At 61.5% G+C, this 23,019-nt stretch carries 22 protein-coding genes; 9 read left to right on the plus strand and 13 right to left on the minus strand.

From position 1 onward, the window contains the following. Positions 1-37: 37 nt before the first annotated feature. From cyoD to MESAU_RS12620, 5 genes are all read right to left on the minus strand, one after another. Positions 38-454 (minus strand): cytochrome o ubiquinol oxidase subunit IV, encoded by a 417-nt coding sequence (cyoD, locus tag MESAU_RS12600; RefSeq protein ID WP_015316420.1) that lies wholly within the window; start codon positions 452-454, stop codon positions 38-40. Further along, the gene (locus tag MESAU_RS12605; RefSeq protein WP_015316421.1) at positions 451-1,137 is read right to left on the minus strand and encodes a cytochrome (ubi)quinol oxidase subunit III; all 687 of its coding nucleotides are present in this window, start codon (positions 1,135-1,137) and stop codon (positions 451-453) included. The genes cyoD and MESAU_RS12605 overlap by 4 nt, the downstream gene beginning before the upstream one ends. Further along, positions 1,134-3,137 (minus strand): cytochrome o ubiquinol oxidase subunit I, encoded by a 2,004-nt coding sequence (gene cyoB / locus MESAU_RS12610; RefSeq protein ID WP_015316422.1) that lies wholly within the window; start codon positions 3,135-3,137, stop codon positions 1,134-1,136. The genes MESAU_RS12605 and cyoB overlap by 4 nt, the downstream gene beginning before the upstream one ends. Positions 3,138-3,139: 2 nt before the next feature. Next, the gene (gene cyoA / locus MESAU_RS12615) at positions 3,140-4,156 is read right to left on the minus strand and encodes a ubiquinol oxidase subunit II (RefSeq protein WP_015316423.1); all 1,017 of its coding nucleotides are present in this window, start codon (positions 4,154-4,156) and stop codon (positions 3,140-3,142) included. A gap of 181 nt (positions 4,157-4,337) precedes the next feature. Beyond that, positions 4,338-5,207 (minus strand): MBL fold metallo-hydrolase, encoded by an 870-nt coding sequence (locus MESAU_RS12620; RefSeq protein WP_015316424.1) that lies wholly within the window; start codon positions 5,205-5,207, stop codon positions 4,338-4,340. Positions 5,208-5,520: 313 nt separating this feature from the next. On the opposite strand from MESAU_RS12620, the gene MESAU_RS12625 reads away from it, so the two are divergent. After that, positions 5,521-6,690, plus strand: a complete 1,170-nt coding sequence (locus MESAU_RS12625; protein ID WP_015316425.1) for a glycoside hydrolase family 26 protein — start codon at positions 5,521-5,523, stop codon at positions 6,688-6,690. Positions 6,691-6,748: 58 nt separating this feature from the next. Here the strand turns inward: MESAU_RS12625 and MESAU_RS12630 are convergent, their stop codons facing one another. From MESAU_RS12630 to MESAU_RS12640, 3 genes are read right to left on the minus strand one after another with little or no spacing between them, the layout of a single operon-like run. Next, positions 6,749-7,270, minus strand: coding sequence for a ferritin-like domain-containing protein (locus tag MESAU_RS12630; protein WP_015316426.1), 522 nt, complete (start codon positions 7,268-7,270; stop codon positions 6,749-6,751). A gap of 34 nt (positions 7,271-7,304) precedes the next feature. Continuing rightward, a complete protein-coding gene (glf, locus tag MESAU_RS12635; RefSeq protein WP_015316427.1) occupies positions 7,305-8,468 on the minus strand; it encodes a UDP-galactopyranose mutase in 1,164 nt (387 codons plus the stop codon). A 2-nt stretch (positions 8,469-8,470) separates the two neighbouring features. Then, positions 8,471-9,643: a glycosyltransferase gene (locus tag MESAU_RS12640; RefSeq protein ID WP_015316428.1), complete on the minus strand. Its 1,173-nt coding sequence runs from the start codon at positions 9,641-9,643 to the stop codon at positions 8,471-8,473. A gap of 358 nt (positions 9,644-10,001) precedes the next feature. Between MESAU_RS12640 and MESAU_RS12645 the strand changes: the two genes are divergently transcribed. After that, entirely contained in the window at positions 10,002-10,919 is a 918-nt protein-coding gene (locus tag MESAU_RS12645) for a glycoside hydrolase family protein (protein ID WP_015316429.1), read from the plus strand. Between the two features lie 179 nt (positions 10,920-11,098). After that, positions 11,099-11,944 carry a manganese catalase family protein gene (locus tag MESAU_RS12650; protein WP_015316430.1) on the plus strand — a complete coding sequence of 282 codons (846 nt, stop codon included), beginning with the start codon at positions 11,099-11,101 and terminating at the stop codon, positions 11,942-11,944. Positions 11,945-12,009: 65 nt separating this feature from the next. Here the strand turns inward: MESAU_RS12650 and MESAU_RS12655 are convergent, their stop codons facing one another. Next, positions 12,010-13,650, minus strand: a complete 1,641-nt coding sequence (locus tag MESAU_RS12655) for a M20/M25/M40 family metallo-hydrolase (RefSeq protein ID WP_015316431.1) — start codon at positions 13,648-13,650, stop codon at positions 12,010-12,012. 348 nt (positions 13,651-13,998) lie between these two features. On the opposite strand from MESAU_RS12655, the gene MESAU_RS12665 reads away from it, so the two are divergent. The 3 genes from MESAU_RS12665 to MESAU_RS12675 are packed head-to-tail and all read left to right on the plus strand — an operon-like array spanning position 13,999 to position 15,835. Next, positions 13,999-14,610: a hypothetical protein gene (locus MESAU_RS12665; protein ID WP_015316433.1), complete on the plus strand. Its 612-nt coding sequence runs from the start codon at positions 13,999-14,001 to the stop codon at positions 14,608-14,610. Beyond that, positions 14,607-14,999 carry a phage holin family protein gene (locus MESAU_RS12670; RefSeq protein ID WP_015316434.1) on the plus strand — a complete coding sequence of 131 codons (393 nt, stop codon included), beginning with the start codon at positions 14,607-14,609 and terminating at the stop codon, positions 14,997-14,999. The genes MESAU_RS12665 and MESAU_RS12670 overlap by 4 nt, the downstream gene beginning before the upstream one ends. Then, the gene (locus MESAU_RS12675) at positions 14,996-15,835 is read left to right on the plus strand and encodes a DUF3618 domain-containing protein (RefSeq protein ID WP_015316435.1); all 840 of its coding nucleotides are present in this window, start codon (positions 14,996-14,998) and stop codon (positions 15,833-15,835) included. The genes MESAU_RS12670 and MESAU_RS12675 overlap by 4 nt, the downstream gene beginning before the upstream one ends. 168 nt (positions 15,836-16,003) lie before the next feature. Here MESAU_RS12675 and MESAU_RS12680 read toward each other — a convergent pair whose 3' ends face one another. The 4 genes from MESAU_RS12680 to MESAU_RS12695 form a co-directional block, all read right to left on the minus strand. Beyond that, positions 16,004-16,480: a GNAT family N-acetyltransferase gene (locus tag MESAU_RS12680; RefSeq protein WP_015316436.1), complete on the minus strand. Its 477-nt coding sequence runs from the start codon at positions 16,478-16,480 to the stop codon at positions 16,004-16,006. Positions 16,481-16,508: 28 nt separating this feature from the next. Then, the gene (locus tag MESAU_RS12685) at positions 16,509-17,183 is read right to left on the minus strand and encodes a LysE family translocator (RefSeq protein WP_015316437.1); all 675 of its coding nucleotides are present in this window, start codon (positions 17,181-17,183) and stop codon (positions 16,509-16,511) included. A 229-nt stretch (positions 17,184-17,412) separates the two neighbouring features. After that, positions 17,413-18,267 carry an alpha/beta fold hydrolase gene (locus tag MESAU_RS12690; RefSeq protein WP_041163351.1) on the minus strand — a complete coding sequence of 285 codons (855 nt, stop codon included), beginning with the start codon at positions 18,265-18,267 and terminating at the stop codon, positions 17,413-17,415. After that, entirely contained in the window at positions 18,267-19,358 is a 1,092-nt protein-coding gene (locus tag MESAU_RS12695; RefSeq protein ID WP_015316439.1) for a flavodoxin family protein, read from the minus strand. The genes MESAU_RS12690 and MESAU_RS12695 overlap by 1 nt, the downstream gene beginning before the upstream one ends. 603 nt (positions 19,359-19,961) lie before the next feature. On the opposite strand from MESAU_RS12695, the gene MESAU_RS12700 reads away from it, so the two are divergent. From MESAU_RS12700 to MESAU_RS12710, 3 genes are all read left to right on the plus strand, one after another. After that, complete coding sequence (locus tag MESAU_RS12700) at positions 19,962-20,711, plus strand: Crp/Fnr family transcriptional regulator (RefSeq protein ID WP_015316441.1); 750 nt, start codon at positions 19,962-19,964, stop codon at positions 20,709-20,711. 467 nt (positions 20,712-21,178) lie between these two features. Beyond that, the gene (locus tag MESAU_RS12705; RefSeq protein WP_015316442.1) at positions 21,179-21,610 is read left to right on the plus strand and encodes a DUF2231 domain-containing protein; all 432 of its coding nucleotides are present in this window, start codon (positions 21,179-21,181) and stop codon (positions 21,608-21,610) included. Next, positions 21,607-22,953 (plus strand): PQQ-dependent sugar dehydrogenase, encoded by a 1,347-nt coding sequence (locus MESAU_RS12710; RefSeq protein ID WP_015316443.1) that lies wholly within the window; start codon positions 21,607-21,609, stop codon positions 22,951-22,953. Before MESAU_RS12705 ends, MESAU_RS12710 begins: the two co-directional genes overlap by 4 nt. The last annotated feature ends 66 nt before the right edge of the window (positions 22,954-23,019 follow it).

A 23,019-nucleotide genomic window follows, 5' to 3' on the forward strand; every position in this document is an offset into this window, starting at 1 on the left:
GAAAGTCAGCTAATACCGTGTCCGGCGTGCGGTTCGCTCAAGGCATCACTCCGGCTTGATGGGCGGTCATGGCAGCCATATTCTGATCCAGATGGGCCATGATCCAGACTGAGCCCAGAACCACCAGCGCCACGATCAGCACGCCGAAGGCCAGGGCCAGGACGTTGTTGGTGTTGTCCCGTCCGGTCGTCAGGTGGAGAAAGAAGACAAGATGCACGCCCATCTGCGCGACAGCGAGCACCACCAGGGCCGAAATTACCGCCGGCTGGTAGATCAGGTTGGTCTGAGCCGCCAGGAACGAAGCGATCGTCAGCAGGATGGCCAGGCCGAAGCCAAGCAGGTAGCCAGAGAGGCCCCCCGCCATTTCGTGCTCGGTTATGCGTTCCTCGCCCGGTGCTGAATCGCGGCGGTCTGGCGTCTCGCCGGTCCCGCTCTCGCCCCCGATCTCGGTCATGGCGATGCTCCTAGCAGATAAACCAGGGTGAAGATGGCAACCCAGATGATGTCGAGCGCGTGCCAGAAGAGCCCGAAGCAGTGGAGCCGCCGCAAAATATCGGACCGAAAACCCTTGACCCACAGCTGCGCCATCATGGTGCCTAGCCAGAGCAGGCCGAGTGCGACGTGGGTCCCGTGGCAACCAACGAGTGCGAAGAAGGCCGAAAGAAATGCGCTTCGAGACGGGCCTGCCTGCTCGCCGGCCATCGCCGCGAACTCCTGCACCTCCAGGAGCAGGAAGGCTGCCCCGAGCAGGCCCGTAACCAGCAGCCAGAACTGGGTGGCAGCCATCGATCTGCGGTGGCTCGCGAGCGTTGCCAAGCCGCCGGTGAAGCTCGAACTGAGCAGAAGGCCCGTTTGCACCGCAACGCGCGTGGGCTCGAACAGATCCTTGCCGGCCGGCCCGTCGGCGGTTGCCTTGGCGAGCACGGCATAGGCGGCGAAGAAGGCCGAGAACATGATGATGTCGGACAGCAGAAAGATCCAGAACCCGTAGGCAACGGTGACGAACTTCGACGCTGGGCCGCCCTGTCCGTGGCCCGTCGCGGATCTTGCACCATGGCTGCCGGTGCGATTGACCCGGTATTGGTCGCGTGTCTGGCCGTCGGCGCTGATGTCGGTGGTGAAGGCGTGATCGCTCATACCGGACGTTCCCAGCTGCGCAGGAAGGCAAGCCGCGCGGCTCGGCCGTTTCGGTCTATTCGCGCGACCTCATCGGCGGGGATCTCGTAGTCGCCATGATCGCGCCAGGCGAAGACGACGAAGGTGGCGTAGGCGCCGATGAAGCCGACGATCGCCAGCCACCAAATGTGCCAGATCAGCGCGAAGCCGATCAGCGTACTGAAGAAAGCGGTGACGAAGCCCGTCGGGCTGTTGCGCGGCATCTCGATAGGCTCGTACGCGGCCTCCGTCTCCGCGCCCTGCTCCTCGATCCCCCGCTGCTTGATGGTCCAGTAGGGTTCTTCGTTCTCGACATGTGGCAGCCGCGCAAAGTTGAAGGCGGGCGGAGGGGAGGGTGTCGACCATTCCAGCGAACGCCCATCCCACGGGTCGCCGGTCTCGTCGCGAAGCTTGTCGCGATGCCGGATCGAAACCACCAGCTGCATGATCTGCAGTGCGGCGCCGATGATCATCACCAGCACGCCGAACGCGGCCACCACCAGCCACGGTGCCCAAAGATCCATGTCGATGTGCTGAAGGCGCCGCGTCATGCCAAGCAGGCCGACGATATAAAGGGGCACGAAGACCAGCATGTAGCCGACCAAGGTGACCCAAAACGCCGCCTTCCCCCAACCTTCGTGCAACCGGAAGCCGAATGCCTTGGGGAACCAGTAGGTGAAGCCGGCGAAGGCGCCGAACAGCACGCCCGAGATGATGACGTTGTGGAAATGTGCCACGAGGAAAAGCGAGTTGTGCAGCACGAAGTCGGCGGGCGGGACGGCAAGCAGGACGCCGGTCATGCCGCCGACGGTGAAGGTGGTGACGAATGCCAGTGCCCAAAGCATGGGCGTGTCGAAGCGAACGCGCCCGCCATACATGGTAAAGAGCCAATTGTAGATTTTTACGCCGGTGCCGACGGCGATGACCGAGGTGGCGATGCCAAACGCAGCATTGACGTCGGCACCGGCGCCCATGGTGAAGAAATGGTGCAGCCAGACCATGAACGAGACGATGCAGATGAACATCGTCGCCGCGACCATCGAACGATATCCGAACAGCGGCTTTGACGAGAAGGTCGAGAAGATCTCGGAAAAAATCCCGAAGGCTGGAAGCACCAGGATGTAAACCTCGGGATGGCCCCAGGCCCAGATCAGGTTGACGAACATCATCTGATTTCCGCCGGCTTCGTTGGTGAAGAAATGGAAGCCGAGATAGCGGTCCAGCGTCAGCATCGCGAGCGTGGCGGTGAGGATCGGGAAGGCCGCGACGATGAGCAGGTTGGATGCTAGCGATGTCCAGCAGAACATCGGCATGCGCAGATACCCCATTCCCGGCGCACGCATCTTGAGGATGGTCGTCACCAGGTTCACGCCGGTCAGCAGCGTGCCGACGCCGGAGATCTGGATCGACCACAGATAATAGTCGACACCGACGCCCGGCGAGTAGGTGGTTTCCGACAAGGGCGCATAGGGCAACCAGCCGGTGCGCGCGAACTCGCCGATGACAAGCGAGATGTTGACCAGCAGGGCTCCGGTAGCCGTCAACCAGAAGCTGACTGAGTTGAGCGTCGGAAAGGCGACATCGCGGATGCCAAGCTGCAGCGGCACGACGAAATTCATCAGGCCGATGATGAAGGGCATTGCCGCGAAGAAGATCATGATCGTGCCGTGCGCCGAAAAGATCTGGTCGTAATGCTCGGGCGGAAGATAGCCTGGACCGTGGATGGCCAGCACCTGTTGCGTGCGCATCATGATGGCATCGATGAAGCCACGCAAAAGCATGAGCATCGCGAGCACGATGTACATCACGCCGATGCGTTTGTGGTCGACCGAAGTTATCCACTCGCTCCACAGATAGGGCCAATATCCCTTGAGACTTATCCAGCAGAGCACCGCTGCCGCGGCGAGGAACACCGCGAAGGCCGCACCGAGGGGGATAGGTTGGTCGAACGGAATCGCCGACCAATCGAGCTTGCCGAGCATCGTCATTCTCCCCCTTCTGCCTGCTGGTGGTGCGCCATGGCCGCCGCTCGTAACGCCTTCGGACTGACCTGTGGCTCACCGCTGCCGGCACTTTCAGCGGGGCCGGGGCCGGGCGGCAGCGTCTGCTGAACAACCGCTTCGAACAGCCCGGGCTGCACGTGGCCGAACGAAGCCGGCGGCAGGTTTGTGCTTTGCCGGGCGAGCTCGCGGTAAGCGTCGGCGTTGAGCACGCCGCCGCCACCACGCAACGATGACGTCCAGCGGGTGAACGCATCAGGCGAAACCGCGGTCACGCTGAAGTTCATGTCCGAGAAGCCGTCGCCGCTGAAATGCGCCGACTGACCGAAATAGCTCCCCTCGCGGTCGGCCTGCAGATGCAACTCGGTCTGCATGCCGTTCATGACATAGACCATGCTGCCAAGCTGAGGCACGAAGAACGTGTTCATCACGCTGGCCGAGGTCAGCTTGAAATGCACGGGAACGCCGGCCGGGATGACCAGCTGGTTGACCGCTCCAACCCCCTGCTCGGGATAGAGGAACAGCCATTTCCAATCGAGCGCCACCACTTGGATGTCGAGCGGTGGCTGCGCCGAGGCGATCGGTTTGCGCGGATCGAGGTGATAGGAACCGTAATAGATCAGTCCGCCAAGGAAGAGGATGGTGAGCGTCGGAATCGACCAGACGATCAACTCGATCCGGCCTGAATAGGTGAATTCCGGGTCGTAACGGGCATTGCTGTTCGAGGCGCGGAATTTCCAAGCGAAGGCCAGCAGTGCGATCAGCGTCGGAATGACGATCACCAGCATCACCGCCAGCGAGTTCAAAAGGATCGTGCGATTGCCCGCGCCAATTGGCCCTTGCGGGTCGAGCACGCCCCCCGCGCAGCCGGGCAAGAATGCGGCTGCGGGTATCCAGAGCAGCGAACGCGCCGGCTTGAAGGTGGGTGGCAATAACAGTGGCTGCGCCACGCATCTCGGGGAGGACACGTCGTGAGGGCACGCGTTCTTCGCGTTTTCCATCTAAGTCTTCCCTGACGCAGAATTCGAGATACGCCCGGTGTCGCCTGCCGCCCAACGAACGCCTAACTGGCGCCTGTGACGTTTGTTCCGCCGCCGCCCGTCTTGGGCCGCCCGGGCGGCAAAGCCGGCGCGTTTTTGACAGATCTTGAGAACCGCAGCAGAGCGCTGCGCTCGGACAGGCTCAGCTATTTGGAACCGTCGCCGGCTCGCGCACGAATTTCATCTTCGGCGGCACGGCAAACTCCGTGAACCGATCAGCCAGGCTGTCAAGAGCTTGACGCATGCCCATGCCAGCCGCCGCCGCCCCATGTCCACTGATGACCATCTGCGGCTTCAGCGCGGCCAGGCGCTTCACCGATCTTTCCGCCGCATCCCAGTCCGGCGTGAAATAGCGTGGCGGACCGTGCATCTCGAGATCCTGAACGGCGACCTCATAGACCGACTCCTGGCCTGTGGTGATGAAAGCGTCCCCTACGATCAGCGAGCGGTCCTCCTCGCGCCAGAGCGAGATATGCCCCGGGGCGTGTCCTGGCGTGTGCAGCCACTGCCATCCGGGCATTCCGGGGATCGAACCGTCGGCCGGCAAGAGTTCCAGACGGTTGCCAAGATCGATCGGCCCGCGTGGAAATAGCGGTGAGAGCAGCGCCATCAGTCCACCGCCGACCCAGGGGTCCGGCGGCGGATAGGATGTGGTCCCGTCCAGATAGGGGCGCTCGAGCGGGTGCGCGAAGACAGGCACGTCCCACGTATTCGCCAGGTCCAGAACCGTTCCCACATGGTCGAAATGGCCGTGCGTCAAGATGATCGCAGCCGGCCGCGCGTCAATCCCGAAGCGCTTCTCCGCCACGGCAAGGATGCTGCTCCGGGACGTCGGCAACCCGGTATCGATCAGCACCCATTTCCGGTCTCCGCTGCCCGGTGCGCCGAAGAACACGACATTGACGATTGCCAGCCGCAAATAACCCAGATCCGGTGCGATGCTCCAAGCACCGTCGCCACGATCCTCGCGCCTGGCGTGGTCGATATCGGAAAGTTGAATTTGAACGGTCATGTGATCCCGTGCCTCTGTTGTTTGCCGGGCAGCCGGTCGAGTTAAGCGACGCCGGTGCTACATCGCCCCGAACTTGGCTCGAGCCTCCTTGTTCCTGATGTCGCCAATCGCCACCCAGCTCGCGGCTGGTCGACCACCGGAACAAAGGCTCGGCCAGTCGGTTCGGCTTTACCCCGCTCAGGCAGGATGAGGGGGCAGCTGAGCTGAGCAATGGGACGCGGCTTGCCTGATCGGATACGGCGTTTCCCCAAGGCAATTCGCGGTCCAAACAGGGCGGCCGAGTTTGAAACCGACTGCCCAAAGGAGACTTCGAATGGACGAAGTGGAACGCACGGACGGGCACGAAGTGGGTGAGTCGGCTCCGAAAGCTTCGCGCTTTGCCAGTTTTTTCATGGCGGGCTTTGAGTGCTCCTCGCATCGGCGCAAGGATGGCGTCCGCCTCGACCTTATTCGTGCGACCTCGCATAATTTGCATGCCCTCCGCGACTACCGGGCCTGCGCCGAACTCGGCCTGCGCACCATTCGCGATGGGCTACGCTGGCACCTGATCGAAACCGCTCCCGGAACCTATGACTGGTCAAGTTGGATGCCTATGGTCGAGGCAGCCCAATCGGCAGGGGTCCAGGTCATCTGGGACATCTTCCATTATGGATCCCCGGATCATGTCGATCAGGGGTCCATCCAGTTCATCGATGCCTATGCCTCGTTCGCGGCGGAAGCCGTGAGGGTGTACCGTTCGATAACCGGAACATCGCCTCTGTTGTGTCCGATCAACGAAATCTCCTTCTTCGCCTGGGCCGTCGAGGTCGGCTATTTCCCGCGCGTAGGGCCGAACAAGCGGGGATGGTTCAAGCGGCACCTCGTCAAGGCTGCCATCGCCGGTGTTCGTGCAATGCGGGAGGTCGATCCGGCATGCGGATTTGTCTGGGCCGAGCCGCTCATCCACATCGCGCCTCGCGACCGGACCCGCGGCGAACGGCGCCGCGCCGAAAACGCCCGACTGGGACAGTTCGAGGCCTACGACATGTTGCTGGGCCGCGTCGAACCCGAGTTGGGCGGCAGCGAGGATGTTGTCGACGCCGTGGGCCTGAACTTCTACCCACACAATCAATGGTACATAAATGGACCGACCATTCCGATGGGGCACCACGAGTACCGTGCTCTGTCGGAAATGCTGATCGAGGTCGCTCATCGATACGGCAAGCCGATGTTCATTGCCGAAACCGGCTCGGAGGGATCGGGCGGGGCGGCTTGGCTCCACTATGTCTGCGACGAGGTGCGTGCGGCGATAAAACTCGAAGCGCCGATCGAGGGTATTTGCCTGTATCCGATAACCGCTTACCCCGGGTGGGATAATTCCCGACATGCGGAGGTGGGATTGTTTTCCGTCATCCAGGCGGATGGCACGCGACGCCTCCGCCAGCCCGTCGCGGACGAACTGGTTCGGCAGCAAGATCTGTTCGCACCAAACCGGACGCGTTGAAGGAGCGGCCGGCAACCAGGCGGGGGCGGCGTTGTGGATGCCGCCCCTGGCCGTTGGATCAGCTTTTTGCGGTCTCCCCCGCCGCGCGCAACTTGGCGTACCGCAGGGTCACGTCGCTCAGATTTTCCTTAAGCCAATCGGCCATCGCTTCCTCTTCGCTCAGATTTTGCTTGAGGACCGTTTCGGCATCCTGGAAGCCGCCGGCCTCGGCGAGCACCAGGAGCGAATTGTAGGCAGCGATCTCGTAGTTCTCGAAGGCGAAATTCGCTAGGCTGTTCTTGATGATCTCGTCGCCTGCCATCGAGTGTCCCATGGCAGCCATGCTGCCAACCATCGACAGGGCCGTGTCCTTGAGAGTCGAGTGCTCTTCATCGAGACCCTCCAGGACCGTCTCGAGCCGAGTGATCTGGCCCTCGGTCTCTTGAATATGCCGGCGCAAGCGATCAGCCACCTCAGGATAATTCTCGATACGCTCGACCTGTGGTTTCATGATCGACAGCGCTTGGTTCTCCATGGCATGGGCGTTGCGCAAGCCAACAATGAATATCGAACGGCTCTCCGAGTTGAAGTTTGTATCCATCGCAATTCTCCTTCTGTTTTCTGCCGCGGTTAATTCAGCTCCCATGTGCGGGAGAACTCGCCACCAGTCCGGCCAGGGACGTCCTTCCAGTGCCCGCCCATTCCGGCAGACTTTTCTGGATGCGAGCGAAAGTGGCCAGAGCCTGTCCGACCACCTGGTCCATGTTGTAGTAGCGGTATGTTGCCAGGCGGCCGACAAACCACACGTCGGGACAGGCTGCGGAGAGCGCTTCGTAGCGCTTGTAGAGGGCTTCGTTTTCGGCTCGCGGCACCGGGTAGTACGGGTCGCCGATATCCGTCGGGTATTCGTAAGTCAGGCTGGTCCGCGCGTTCTGCTGGCCGGTCAGATGTTTGTACTCCGTGATGCGGGTGTAATCTTGCGTCTGCGGATAATTGACAACGGCAACCGGCTGAAACTGCTCGCGGTCCAGGGTGACGTGCTCAAAACGCAGCGAGCGATAGGGAAGATGCCCAAGCTGCCACCCGAAATATTCATCGATTGGACCGGTATAGATCATCCGCCTGAACGGAATCTTCTCACGGATTTCGCGGAAATCGGTCTGCAGCATGATCTTGATGTTCGGATGGTCGAGCATGCTTTCGAACATCCTGGTGTATCCGCCGGCCGGCATTTTCTGGAAGCTGTCGCTGAAATAGCGGTCGTCACGGTTGGTCCTGGTCGGCACTCGTGCCGTCACCGACTTGCTCAGTTGACTGGGATCGACGCCCCATTGCTTCCTGGTGTAGCCACGGAAGAATTTTTCGTAGAGCTCGCGGCCCACCGTGCTGACAACGACATCCTCGGCCGTGCGAACGTCCTCCACAGTCTCGCGTCGCGACGCGAAGAATTCCTCCAACTGGGCCGAGGTCAGTTCCAGTCCATAAAGGCTGTTGATCGTGTCGAGATTAATCGGGATGGGAACGAGTTTCCCGTCCACCGCCGCCAACACCCTGTGCTCGTATGACCGCCACTCGGTGAACTGCGACAGGTAGTCCACGATCGCCTGGCTGTTGGTGTGGAAGATGTGCGGACCGTAGCGGTGGATCAGGATGCCGGCTTCATTGTAGCAATCATACGCATTGCCGCCGACATGGCCGCGACGATCTACCAGCAGGACGCTTTCGTGACGCTGCGAGGCTATCCTTTCGGCAAGCACGCTGCCGGCAAAACCCGCCCCGACGACCAGCCAGTCGAACATGGCTAAGCGCTCCTGCGAAGAGGGACGATTTTCTTGCGTTCATGGGCGCGCTCGATGTGAGCCGCCATGGCATTCCATGTTCGCTCCCAGGAGGTATCCGCAAGGTAGGCGTCGACTTGTTGCCGGAGCATCTGGCGCGGTCGCGAAAGAGCCGAGCGGAGCTTGGTTTCCAGATCGTCGCTGTCGGCGATTTCCACCAGCCCGGCAGCGCCGTAGCTGCGCACCACGTCCACGATCGCCGTCGAGACTACCGGCAGCCCTGCCGCGAGGAACTCCGGCGTCTTGGTCGGGCTGATGAAGCGGGTCGCTTCATTGAGGGCGAACGGCATCCAGCCGGCATCCCAATGGCGCAGGTAGTCGGGCAGATCGCGGTAGGCTTTCCCGCCCAGCCAGTGAAGGTTCTCGGCGCGCGGCAGGCTTGCAGCGTCGATCTTGACCACCGGGCCGAGCATGACGAAATGCACGTCCGGCATGGTCTCCGCCGCCTGGGCCACGAGATCGACGTCCAGCCGCTCGTCGATGACGCCGAAATAGCCGACCCTCGGGTGAGGAATGCCGGCCTGATCGGCCGGGTCTTTTCCCGGCTTCCTGGCCTTGTGAAAGTGGTTCACGTCGATGCTGCTCGGAAAGGGATAGATCGCGTGATGCAGGTGGCGCTTGGTCTCGAACAAGCTCAGGCCGCCGGTGAAAACAAGATCGGCGCGGTGCAGAAGCGCCTTTTCCATCTGCCTCAATTCAGGCGGCGCATTCTTGAACGCCGAGAGTTCGTCCATGCAATCATAGACACATATGTCAGGCTCAAGGTACTCCGTGAAGCGGAGAGCCATTGGCGTATAATACCAAGCGATCAGCCGGCTGTGCGGCATAGAAGCGATTGTCTGCTGAACAAATCTGCGCTGCGTGGCATCTGATTTCGCGGCCGACGTGCCGACCGGGAGCACTGGTGTCACAATCAGAATGTTTGGCGAGGCCTCGCTCGTCCGCATTAGCGGCTGCGGCAGTTCTTCAAAGACAGGTTCTTCAAAGTAGACAACCCTCTGCTGCATGGATGCGAGTGTGAGGATATGCTGCGGGCGTTGATGAACGAAGTTCCACCTTAAATGAGAGAAGCAAACCAGTAGATTTTGCCTGCCAGCCTGTTTACTGACGGTGACCCTGCCCAAGGCTGCTTCCATTGAGATATTCCTTTTATAGACGGTGGTTTGTGTTTCGACTAACATTTGTTAATCGGGGATGAGGGAGAACTAGACTTCGGTTTCAGCTCCTAACTTTCGGGTAGGTGAGTTGTTCCAAGGTGAAACGGAGAGCCTCGGTCGCCGCTTCGGATTGGACGAATGCAAAGCGCCGGCTGCGCGGAGGCAGACTGGCTGTCTCAAATGGCGGTCATCGAAACTGCCCCGACCAAGTTTGCTGGTGGAGAACCGCCTTCGCCGTATTTGCGTTGAACTTGCTGGCTATAAAATGTGCCGGACATCAACTTGATTCGCCCGCGGCTTGGGCGGGTCCGGGGCAAGGGCAAATTCCGGGGCTAAGATGAAGATCGACTTCGATACCAACGTGTTTCCGCTGTTCCATCCGCAAAGCGTGGATGATCTCAAGGACCCATGCCCCGTCTTCGATGGCAGGCTGTGGCATGTGTTCGGCTCAAGCGGGACGGTGACGACCGAGACGTGGAGGATCCTGCACGCCACGGCCCCCGACCTCTATGGGCCTTGGACCGAGCACGAAGCGATCGAGCTTCCCATCAACGGGACCGGGGTCGCGGCTCCGGGCGTCATCCACGAAAGTGGCGTCTTCCATATGTTCATCCAGACCGAGTTCATGAAATCCGGGGGCCGCTGCGAGCATGCGGTTTCCAACGACGGCTTCCATTGGGTGGTTCTCAGCCCGGCCATTCTCGCCATCCCCGACACGGAAGAGGATGGCATCTACGATCCGCATCCGGCGGTCATTGGTGGCAGGCGCTATCTCGTTTACTCTGCCATGCCGAAATTCAACAGGGTGCCGCAGCCCGACATCTATCTCGCACGCAGCCAGTCCGACTCGTGGTTCGGGCCGTGGAAGCGGATCGGCAAGATCCTCGATCATGCTGATGTCCCTCATCACAATACGAGAGAGGACCCCGACTATGAATGGGGCATAGAAGGTGCCCAACTGGTCGAGTTGCCGGATGGCCGAGTACTTCTGAACGCCACTTGCTTTCTTCCAAATGGCCTTCGTGGGAATCGCCAGCGCGTGTTTTTTGCCATCGCTGACGAGGTTGCCGGACCTTACGTGTCGATAGGCCCGGTACTCGAACCAGGCCAGCCGGGCGAGAACGGTCATTCAACGGTGATGATCGAAGGCAGCCAGCTTTCCCTGTTTTACCAAAGCCGGGTTGCCGCGACCGACCACCGGTGGCGCTACGGCTTGGCCCGATGTGACGTGGCTCTGTTTTCCAAGGTTGCATGATCCTGGTCTGCCGGCCGGCACGACTGCGTTCGACCGGCCGGAGCGGCTGTCGTCGTCGTGCAATTGAGTTCCGTTGACACGAGGCGATCCGTTGCCAGTTCTTTCCAAATTAAACGCCTACCCGGGCGGAACAATGCTTCCGGGCTGAGGTTCGGCTGACTTCAAACGGAGAGTCAGCCATGTATTACACCGACAAGAAATTGCAGTTCCCGGTTCGAGTCGAGACGCCGAACCCAATCTTTGCACGCGCCTTACAGCAGGCCATAGGCGGAGTGGAAGGCGAAATTCGTGTCGCCTTGCAGTATTTCTTTCAGGCGTGGGGGTGCCGTGGACCGGCCAAGTACCGCGACCTGCTGTTGAACACAGCCACCGAGGAGCTCGCCCATATCGAGATGCTGGCGACCGCGGTCGCGCTCAATCTCGAAGGGGCACCGCTTTCGCTGCAGGAGGACGTGTCGTCCGATGCGGTCGGCGGCTCTGTCCTCAACGGGATGAATTTCCGTCATATCTTGTCGACTGGGCTCGCCGCCCTGCCGGAAAACTCCAACGGTGTTCCCTTCAATGCTTCGCATGTTTATGCCAGCGGCAATCTTGCCGCCGATATGGTCGCCAACGTAACCGCGGAAGGAAGCGGACGCGTGCTTGCGACCCGCCTCTACAACATGACCAACGATGCCGGAATGAAGGACATGCTGTCATTCCTCATTGCGCGCGACACCATGCATCAGCAGCAGTGGCTGGCGGCGATCGAGGACATGGGGGGCCTGACTGCGTCTCTGCCGGTGCCCAATTCCTTCCCGCAGGAGAAAGAGCGTCAGGACGTATCCTATGCCTTCATCAACTGTTTCATCGAAGGTGTAGCACCGGCGCAGGGACGCTGGAGCGAAGGCCCGTCGATGGACGGCAAGGGCGAGTTCTCCCTGGTGCCCGGCGCACCGATGGGCGAGGAGCCAATGCTTTCGCCGCCACGGCCAAGCTCTGGTGCGCAGAGCGAGCAGATGTTCGACAGGAAGGCAGCCGAATAGTCATAGTCGCAGCCGAAGGCGGCGGCCAAATGGGGGCCGCTTCCGCTTTGTGCCGTTCGTACTTGTCAGGTCGCGTCGGGCCGAAGGATCCTGGCGCAGACATCGCGAATGAGCTGCGGCAGGACGTCGAACGCATAGCCGACATGCAATCGTTCGAGCGGCGTGTGATAATCGCGTCCCCACGGACCGATGTTGATTGTCGGTATGTTGGCCAGGGCTCGCGTGAGGGGCCAGCGCACGCTGTCTTTCCAGGCTGGTGTGTTGCGGGCGACGACGTCGAGGGAGGACTCGGCCGCTTCGCCAAAGAAGCTCATGTCCGAAATCCCGGCGAAATAGTCCGCGCAGGTGACCACGTTGCCATAGCGAGCCGCTGCCTCGTCGGCCACCTCGACGGCAGCGGCTCGCAGCCTGGCGGCTGCCGGCTGCGCGGAAAGGTTCGTCGGCAGATAGGGAATGGATCCGAAGCCCGTCACGATGGCTGGTCCGGCCAAGCGGCTGAGTTTCCAGGCCTGCTCGGTTATCAATCGGCACTTCTCGGGCAGGGGCTGGTCGCCGGCGGCGATCGAAGCGGAAACAGCTTCGAGCCGCATCCGCTCCGGTTCTTCGAGACGCGCCAGCAGAGTCTCATACCGATGGACCGGGATCGATTGCACCATCTCCAGCAGACCTGTTTCGTGCTGAGCGGAGACGCGCCGCCGGAGCTCCTGTAAAAGACGCGAGGCCGCTTCGGCGCATAGGCTGTCGAACCGGTCGAGCACCTCACTGGGCGCCCGGCGATAACTCAGCACATTGAAAGTGGCATGGGCGGTCCGCGGTGTCGTGACATCATACCCCGTCTTTCCGTCCCGAATCCCGAGCAGGCTGGGCGGGGTGCCGGGTTCGGTGCCGCACATGTCGGTGAGCTCGGGCGCCCATTCGATCCGCGCGGCGATTGCCGCGGCGATCGCGCCGGCATTGAGGCCATTCAAGGGAAAGCCGCTATGTGTGGGAACACCAACCACGCAGGCGGCCGGAAGCAGCTTGCCGACGGTTCCCAGAGCGATGACGCGACCCTTGCTGCCGTCGCCATCATCCGCGATCGCATCGAGATTGATCACCGCGAGCAAATCGAGGTCGCGCTCTTTACAGAGTCCAGGCAGCATCTGCGCCGCCTCGCGGGCGCCGGCGGAATTGTTCTCCTCGTCCGGCACTGCGATAAAAAGCAGATTTCCAGCCGGCTTTGCGCTTTCGGCAAATTCGGCGCATACGGCCAGCCCGGCTGCAAGGCCCGTCTTCATGTCCAGAAGACCGCGCCCGGCAAGGAACTCCCCGCCCGCGAAATCATGGTGGGCCAGAATGGCGGCTGGAGCGTTCGCGGCGACGAGGGAACCGTGCAACGCCTTTGTCAACGCGTCGGGCCGAGTGGCCAGAGGCTCCAACTGTCCGTAGTCGCTTGTCCCGACGGTGTCGTAGTGACCGGTCAAGAGCACGGTCGAGCGACCAGTGCCGCGCAGGAGCATCGCCACGCAGTGACGGCCGTCCTGAGGTCCGACCTCGATCGTCCAGACCTCCGCGTTCTGAAATGCCGTCTCCTCTCGGAGTTCCGCCGCCAGCCACGGGCCGAAGGCAGCCTCGCCGTCCGTGCCGGTGACGCTCTTCTGCTCGGTCAACCCGATTGCCCATCGCCGCGCGCGACTGGACAGCGTCTCGATAGGGTTGCGGGTCATTGCGATCCTGCCATTCGGGTGGGAACGGTGGATCTTATCCTGGTCAAGCGATTTCTCTCAAGCACACTTCGGCGGTGGCTCAGTGGAATCCACTTGGAAGGTATTCGTGCTCAGAGGGGAACTCCCGGGCCGGGCAGCTCGTCTCGATGACGGACTGGCGACGCTCTGGACCGGTTCTTCCTGCATTGCTCTTGGATCGCAAAAAGCTCTTCGCCGACGGAACATCGCAGGGTCCATGAAGTTGGGCTGCCAAGGAGGAACGTGCCATGAACGGTGTCATTTATCTTATCGGCCTCGTCGTTGTCGTGCTCGCGGTCCTCTCCTTCCTCGGTTTTCACTAGGTGACCCATGCAACGTAATGACGGCCAGGGCCGTAAACACACTGATTTCGACAAGGCGACAAGCGACGTCTCCGACAGACTTGGCCGGGAAAAAGAGCGCGCGAGCGAGTTGCTTCACGATGCTCGCGACGGACTGACCCGCAAGGCTGGCGACTACGCGACAGAAGCCACGCAGGTTATTTCGGACAAGGCGGAGGAGGCGCAGCGCGACATAGGATCGAGCTTGGCGGCGTTGGGCGGCGCGTTGCGCGCGGCCAGCGAGCATCTGGCCAACAATGATGAAAGGACCGCGTCGAAATTTGCCCTGGACGCCGCTGGCGGGCTGGAGCGGCTTTCCTCCTCGTTGAAACAAAAGCCGTTTGGCCAGGTGCTTGAGGATGTGCAGTCTTTCGGCCGGCAAAACCCCGGTGTCCTGCTTGCCGGGTCTGTACTGGCCGGATTGGCGCTGGGTCGGTTCATCAAGGCTTCCCCGCCCAGAAGCCCCGAAGCATCTCGAAGTGCCTCGGGTGGTGCAAATTCGCAGACCGGCGAAGCTGCTGGTTGGTCGGCCGATGGGGCGCAAGGATTCGGCGGCGGTGTTGACGATCTGGCCACGCAGTATGGGGAGCAAGACAGATGAACACTCAAGATAATCCCAGCCTCGCGACCCTGGTGACCGACTTGGCGCAAAACGTCACCACGCTGGTGCAAACCGAAGCCAGGCTTCTGCGGGCGGAGCTCTCTGAAAAGTTTACCAAGACGGGAGCTGGCGCCGCCGAGGTGCTGGGCGGGGCCATCTGCCTGCTCGCGGCTCTGCTCGTGCTGCTTCAGGCACTGGTCATCGCATTGACGCGGGCAGGGCTGGGGGCCGGGTGGTCCTCCCTGTTGGTCGGCGTGGTGGTGGCAATTCTTGGCGTCATTCTGCTGCGCACCGGCATGGCAAGCATGGCGCCTTCCGAACTTACTCCCGACCGAACCCAGGAACAGCTCAGGCGCGACGCGACTGTGATCAAGGAACAAGTGAGATGACCGAGAAATCCGCAGCCGAACTCGAACGCGAGGCCGAGGCCGCGCGCGCCAGGGTGGTGGAGACCGCCGAATCCATTCGAGGCAAAATGACACCGGGACAATTGCTGGACGAATTCACCGGCATCTTCTCTGGAGGAGAGAGTTCGGCAATGCTCAACAACCTGAGAACGCAGGTCAGGGACAATCCCTTGCCCGTGACCATGGTGGGCGCCGGTCTGGCTTGGCTGATGCTGGGCAGCGGTCCGTCGAACGGCAGCCGTCGCCCGGCCGGCTATACGGCGCCAACCCCGCCCAGCGGGGATGACGAGGCGGAGGGCGGCGGCTTGGGCAGCACGCTCTCCGGAACCGCTGAATCGCTCATGTCGGCCGCAAGCAGCGCTGGCGCAGCCATATCGGGCGCAGCAAGCGGCGTCGCCGAAGGGCTGACGAGCAACGCCGCCAGCGCAGGATCGACGGCTGGCGACATGGCTGCGAAAGCCAGCCGCTCGGCACAGGAGCTGTTGAACGATCAGCCCCTCGCCGTTGCGGCGGTCGGTCTCGCCATCGGCGCCGCGATAGGCGCCATGTTGCCCCATACCGCAATGGAGGATGAGCAGCTGGGCGGCTATGGCGAGAAGCTTCGCAACACCTCGGAGACCATGCTCGAGCAAGGCCTCGATCAGGCCAGGCAGGTTGCCGCGGACGCCTATGAGACGATCAAGCAGGAAGCTGGACGGCAGGACACACAAGCAGGCACGGTGGCCGACCAGATTGGTGAAATCGTCAAGTCCGCGGCCGACACGACGGAGCAGTCCGTACGGGAACGGATCTCTCTCCCGTCGGAACAAAAATCCTAGCCGAGGATACTGGAGCCACCGCAACGATGGGCGATTCTCGCAAGGCAAGGCGGGAGCTTCAACCCGATTGGCAGTGGGGGCTCCGCCACTTCAGCAACCACGATCGGGCGCTTCGAATGAAGCGCCGCCTTCGATACAACAGCTCGCCAAAGGGTTGTAGCGCCATTTTCAGAGCTCTTTTCGCAGGAAGATGCGCGCCGCGCCAGGAATGCCAAATTCAACCCTGCCAAATTCCTCGTATCCGTGGCGAACATAGAAGCCAGGTGCTTGGAAGCTGCTGGTCTCGACCACGGCGCGGGCGCAGCCACGCTTTCTTGCCTCTGTTTCAACGGCTGACAGGAGCCGGCTGCCATACGACTTTCCTCGTACATCCTCAGCCACGAAAAACATGTCCAGGAACAACAGTCCAAGCTCAGTCCTGCCCCACAAACCCCCAAGGACCTTTCCCGAGGCATCCCGCACTATGGCGCCGATCGGCATTCGATCCGCGACGCCGGACTTGGCCACATTGTAGCGATAGAGCGCAGCGCCCGCTTCTGCCTTGGCATCCCCGCCGGTTTCAACCAACTCGATCAGGAGATCCGGCTTCCGTGCTGCGCGGCTCGCTGAACATGCCCAGTCTGAAACCTGCTTCGATCTTGTCATCGTTGGATCTGCGGAGGAGACTTTGGCTTCACTTGCCGGCCCCGCCGCCCACGGCCATTCGAATGCCAAGGCCGACAATGAAGCAGCCCGCTATCCGTTGTTGCCAAAGTCTCACGCGGGGTCGACGCATGACCCATTCGCCGAGCACACCAGAAGCAACCGCATAGGTCCCCAGGACCAAGACGCCAGTCAATTTCTGGGTCGCGCCGAGCATCAGCATCTGGAACCAGACAGAGCCACGGTTCGGATCGACGAACTGAGGCAGGAAGGCGATCATGAAGGTCATGGGCCAAGGATTGATGAGGTTGGCTATCATACCTTCCCGCATCGCGGCGAGCGGCCCGACGCGCTCGACGCAATCGAGATCCAGATCGCTTTTCGTGTCCGAGAGCAAACTTATGCCCAACCAGACCAGATAGGCTGCTCCAGCCCAACGGAGCGTGTCAAATGCCAATGGCGATGCACGCAAGAGCGAGGAGACACCCAGGGCGACCAGCGGCAGTTGCACCATGCCTGCGCCCAATGTCATTCCCACGACCGTGAACAACGCCACGCCACGGCCTTGCCCGATGCCACGTGCCATGACCAGCATGCTGTCGGGCCCAGGCGGCATCTGCAACAGGATCACGGTGCCGAGAAAGGCGAACCACAGATTGGGATCGATCTTACACCTCCTTGGCCCAAGCCTATTTGGTGCGTTCAATGGTGGCCCCCTGTCCCGGCAAGCGGCGACATCCTTGCCGGCGCGATCGCCCCTGGCGCCGTCTGGCCGGCCTTGTCAGACCGTATGGCGAGCCCCTGCTCGATGAGAACTCCGTCGCAAGGCGATATTTCCGGCCCGGAGCATGCGGCATTTTTCTCGGCGTCACAATTTTCCAAAGGGAGATTTGTTCCCGGGGAACGAACGCTGCGTGTCATCCGGCAGCGGCTGTTCAAGCAAGGAAGTCCAGGATCGCCTTTGCCAACAGGTCCGGTGCTTCTTCGGCGACATGGTGGCCGCTGTCGATGCCTCGGCCCTGCAGGTGCCGGGCCCATGGGCGCCAGATCGCCAGCACATCACCATAGAGCCGTTCAAGATCGTCGCGCAGCGACCACAGGACAAGCGTTGGGCATTCGACCCGGAGCCCTCGGGCGCGATCCTCCGCATCGTGCCGGCGATCGATCGTGAGCCCGGCCCGGTAGTCTTCCAGCATGCCATGCACGACATGCGGACTGCTGATCGCCGCCTGATAGTCCTCGAAGTTTTCTCTGCCCATCGCCTCGGCCGATCCGCCATACCAGGCCTGCGGATCGACATTGATGGCGCGCTCGGGCTTGTCTGGCTGGGCAAAGAAGAACCAATGCCACCACTCTGTCGCAAAGCGGCTGTCGCAACGCTCCAGATGCTCAAGGACCGGAATGCCATCGATTTCGACAAGGTGCGAAATACTGGCAGGATGATCCATCGCCATCCTGAACGCGGTAAGGGCGCCACGGTCATGCCCGGCGACGGCGAAACGATCAAAACCAAGCCTGTGCATGAGAGCCACGCAAATGCCGGCCTTTGCCCGCTTTGAAGATCCCGCGCTTTCCCAGGCATCGGCCGGGACGGACGATTGCCCGAACCCCGGCAGGTCCGGGCAAATGACGGTGTGATGTCTTGCCAGGATCGGCGCGACGCGATGCCATGTGGTGTGGGTTCGCGGGTGCCCATGCAGGAGCAACACTGGCGGGCCAGCCCCACCATGGCGCACGCGCAATGTCGCATCCGCAAGCTTGACGATCTCCAGGCTAAAGCCGTCGAACATCATTTTTGCCGAGGATCGGTCAGCGACTGTCCAGCGGCGACGAAAGTGCCCTCCTTCCGAGCGACCGCAGCGGCCAGAAGCGTACGCGCCGCGTTTCGGACTTCTTCCTGCAGGTCCATGTCGTCGTCGAGCTCGTTGTGGCTGGTAGCGTATGGCTTCCAATAACCGGTGTAGCGGTCGAGTTCGGCCTTCGGCCCCGCCGGGACCATTTCGATCGATTTCAGCCAATCCGATAAAGAGCGCCGGACGTTTTCGGCTCCCTCGGTATCGCCGTGCACGATTACCGAGAAGAGCCGGCCGGCAAGGTGCCGGGGATAGTCCCATCCCTCGAGTTCCAGCGCCTTCGCCTCCCGCGCCTCCTTGCCGTGCGTGGAACTAGGATCGGGATTGCCGCCATCGGCGCATACCAGACGGTCCATCATCAGCTTCAGCGGCGAGGTGGCCTGATACCAGTGGACAGGCGTTATGATCATCACCGCATGGGCGGCAACCCACATTGGATAGATCTCGTTCATCCAGTCCTGCGTCTGGCCGAGCGAATGATTTGGATAGCAGGAGCAAGGCCAGTGACAAAGCGCGGCAGCGGTGGAGAAGCAGGCCTTGCAGGGATAGATTTTGCGGCCGTATTCGGCGGCCAGCCGGGACAAATCCAGGATCTCGACTTCCGCGCCGCCGGCCTTGAAAATCTTCCGGGCGATTTCGACAAAACGATAGGATATGGACATCTCGCCGGGGCAGGTGTGCTCGCTGCGCGGCGATCCGTTCACGATCAGGACGCGGCGTCGTTTGCCCAGCTCGTTCATGCGCTTTGCGCGCTCGATTGCTTGTCTGGCCTCGAGCCAATCGACCGCCAGATCGTAATCGGGATCGGCGAAGCCACGGCCCGCCTTTCGGGTCCGCGGGCTCTTCCTGGAATCCCTGTAGGCCTGCCAGGCGACCTCCGTTATCCGCTCGATGTCGGCGGCCAGGGGCTCGAACGCCGGATCATTGAACTGTTCGCCATAGCGACGCTTGAAAGCCTGTTCGTCCAGGCGGGGGCTGGGCATGCCCTTGCGCGGTTCTGGCGCGCCGCGCTTCAGCCAATCGAACATGGGGTTTCACCTCTGCATGGAAAGCGATCCAAGCTCAAACGCGGCAAACAGGCACGGCGTTCCGAACGCGCCATAGCCATGATCTGCAAGGACTTTTGGGCGAGTACAAAACAAGGCGCGCCGGAATCACCCGAGCCGGCGTGTTTCGAATTGATTCGCCAAGTTCGGTACGAAGGCGTACACAAAGAGGTCGTCAGCAGCACGATCCGGGCGTTGACGCTTGGGAGCGACCATCGCACTCCTGCCCCAGCGTGAGGCTAGGATGTCATGACAAAAGACCCTGAGCGCCCCGGTCTGGCGGCCGAAGCCGTGCGTACACTTGCCCGGGAATCGGGCGCTACGGAACAGCAGATCCGTGACATAGTGTTGCTGGTAGGGTTCGACCGCTCTTCGATCCTCAGGGAAGCTCGTCTTCTGGCGAAGGATGGATAGCCGACAAAACTTGCGATTTGTCCACAGCAGCTATTGTCGGTTTCATACCGACGCGGCCGCCTGCCTAGTGCTGGCCGGGTGGGACAGTTTATGTTTTGCCACCGTCCCCTCGTTCGAGGGGCGCGGCCGGCCGAGAGATCCCAGTGCTCTTGCCCAAGTGGAGAGCGTCTCGTGGATCCCAAGATTCTGCAGGCCAAGAGCGAGTTGTTGCGCCGAATGAGCGTGGCCGATTTCGAGCGGCTGCGGCCGCATCTCGAAAGTGTTTTTCTAGAGTTGCGCTCGCCGTTGGAGATCGAAGGCCAAAAGATCGAAGCTGTCTATTTCCTGGAGAGTGGCATCGCATCGGTCGTCGCCAAGACTGCGGGAACGGCTGAATCAGAGGTGGGAATAATCGGCTTCGAAGGTATGACCGGTTCGGCGCTGATCATGGGCGACGATCTGGCAAGCTTCGATTGCTACATCCAGTCGACGAGCGAAGCGATACGGATGAGCGCCGCGCCGTTCGTCGAAGCCTTGGAAGAGAGCCCTACCTTGCGGCCGTTCCTGTTGCGCTACGTCCAGTATCTCCACGTCCAGACCAGCTACACGGCATCGATCAACGCGCGACACAGCCTGGAGGTCAGGCTGGCGAGATGGCTTCTGATGTGCAGCGACCGGACCGTTGGCGACAGGCTTATGATAACCCACGAATTCCTTTCCGTCATGCTGGGCGTCAGGCGCCCCGGGGTTACAGTGGGGCTTCAGACAATCGAGAGCCATGGCTACATCCGTGCCCGCCGCGGCGAAATCACGATCCGGGATCGGAAAGGTCTCGTGGCGCTGGCACGGGAATCTTACGGCCCTCCCGAACTGCAATACCGTCGGCTGGTCGGGGACCTCGGTTCAAAGAACCCTTCGAGGCAGGACCGCCCGCCCAGCTGACCGCCATCATGCCGGCATTGCAGGGCGAGGATCGCGGAAGTGGCCGACGCGACGATGCCGGTGACGGCACATTGCCTAAGCCCGCATCGGCCACTGCGGCATGATTTGGGGATGCCGCCTGGTTAATCTAGGCATCTGCCAATGACTGACAATAAAGGGCCAAGGCTCGGTAAGAAACGTACGAAGCCGAACCTAATCTCACTGGCGGGAGGCGATACGGGCCCTGCTCATCTCCCACACGGAATGGAACTGGCGTCCCACCGCTTGCCAGGCAATGTTACTCGCGCTGCGGACATTGCGAACTTGAATTCCCGGAGCACACCGCGCTTCGCGCCATTCACCGGCGACAGCGATCGGCATTGGTCAGGGCAATCACAAGTCCTTGAACGCAAACAGTTCCCGGAACATCTCAACTTCAGGTTTGTTTGAAGCCCAGATGCCATCTGGAGCAGGGGCGGAGAAGATCCGTGGCCAATTCGCGATCGATACCGGTGGTCGTCGGCCGTCCGATCCATCGGACACCGATGGCGGTCGCCAATGCCTGTTTCATCGGCACGCTGCTGACCGACCTCACCTATTGGCGAACGGCGGAGATGATGTGGGCCGATTTTTCCGCATGGCTGCTGTTTGCCGGCCTCGTGATGGGCGCTCTTGCGGTGCTTGCGGCGCTTTTCGATCTCTTCACCCGTCGAATTCTCCGTACGCACGGAGCCTATCTGCTCGGCGGCCTGGTGGTGCTTGTGCTGTCGTTCTTCAACGCGCTGGTGCACAGCCGTGACGCCTGGACGTCGGTCGTGCCGACAGGGCTCATCCTCTCCGCGGCGGCCGTGATCGTCTTGGTTCTCGTGTGGTTGCTGGAATGGAGCACCGGCCGCAGCCGCGTCGAGGTGCTCGAATGAACGCCCTGCAGGTTTCGAACACTCACATCCGGCGTGCCCTTGGGTTCGGTCTGTTGTGCGGATCGCTTTTGGCATTGCCCGCCTGCAGCAACGACGACCCAGACCCAAGCGGCCAGGTCGGGCCAAATCCGACACTGCCTGAACCAACGCAATATCTTGTTCCGCCCATGCATGTCGCTTCGGTCGTCGGCTGGAAGCAGGACGAGAAACCAACGGTCGCGAAGGGTTTGCAGATCCAGGCATTCGCCAAGGGATTGAAGCATCCACGCTCGCTCTACACCTTGCCGAACGGTGACGTTCTCGTGGTCGAGTCCGTGGCGCCGCCCGGCGCCGCGATCAAGCGTCCGAAGGACTTGATCATGGGCTGGATCGAGTCCATGGCGACGTCGGGCGGCGGCACCGAGGGAAGCAACCGCATCACGCTGTTGCGTGATACGAACGGCGACGGCGTGCCCGACGTGCAGGATGTCTTCCTCGATCATCTCAATTCGCCCTTCGGCGTGGCCCTGGTCGGCAACGATGTCTACGTCGCCGACACGGATGCGATCGTGCGTTATCCCTACACATCCGGCGAGACCAAGATCACCGCGCCAGGCACCGTGCTGACGCCGCTGCCCGGCGGCCCGATCGATCATCACTGGACCAAGTCTCTCGTCGCCAGTCCGGACGGATCGCTGCTTTATGTCGGCGTCGGCTCCAACAGCAACATCACCGAGAACGGCATCCAGGCGGAAAAGGATCGCGCCGCGATCTGGGAGGTCGACAGGGCGACAGGCCGTTCGCGCATTTTCGCAAGCGGGCTGCGCAATCCCAACGGCTTGAGCTGGGAGCCGCAGAGCGGAGCGCTGTGGGCCGTCATCAACGAGCGCGACGAACTCGGCCCCAATCTGGTTCCCGACTACATGACTTCGGTCAAGGACGGCGCGTTTTATGGCTGGCCCTACAGCTACTATGGCCAGCATGTCGATCCGCGGGTGATGCCGCGGCGGCCGGACCTGGTCGCCAAGGCCATCCCTCCGGACTATGCACTGAGTTCCCATGTCGCGCCCCTGGGACTGGCATTTTACACCGGCACCAACCTGCCCGAATTCTATCGGAATGGCGCCTTTGTCGGCGAACATGGCAGTTGGAACCGCAAGCGCTTCAACGGCTATAAGGTCGTTTTCATACCGTTCAATGGAGGTCATCCTGACGGTAAGCCTCAGGACGTCGTCACCGGTTTCCTTGACAATGACAACAAGGCACATGGGCGGCCAGTGGGCGTTGCCGTCGACAAGGCGGGCGCGCTGTTGATTGCGGACGATGTCGGAAACACGGTCTGGCGCGTGACCGCAGCTCGGTAGTTATCGGATTGTATGCGCAGGAAGCCCGGTAGTGAAACTGATCCTCACGCTGTTATCGGCGGCGTA

The sequence above is a fragment of the Mesorhizobium australicum WSM2073 genome, from assembly GCF_000230995.2.
GTDB lineage: Bacteria > Pseudomonadota > Alphaproteobacteria > Rhizobiales > Rhizobiaceae > Mesorhizobium > Mesorhizobium australicum.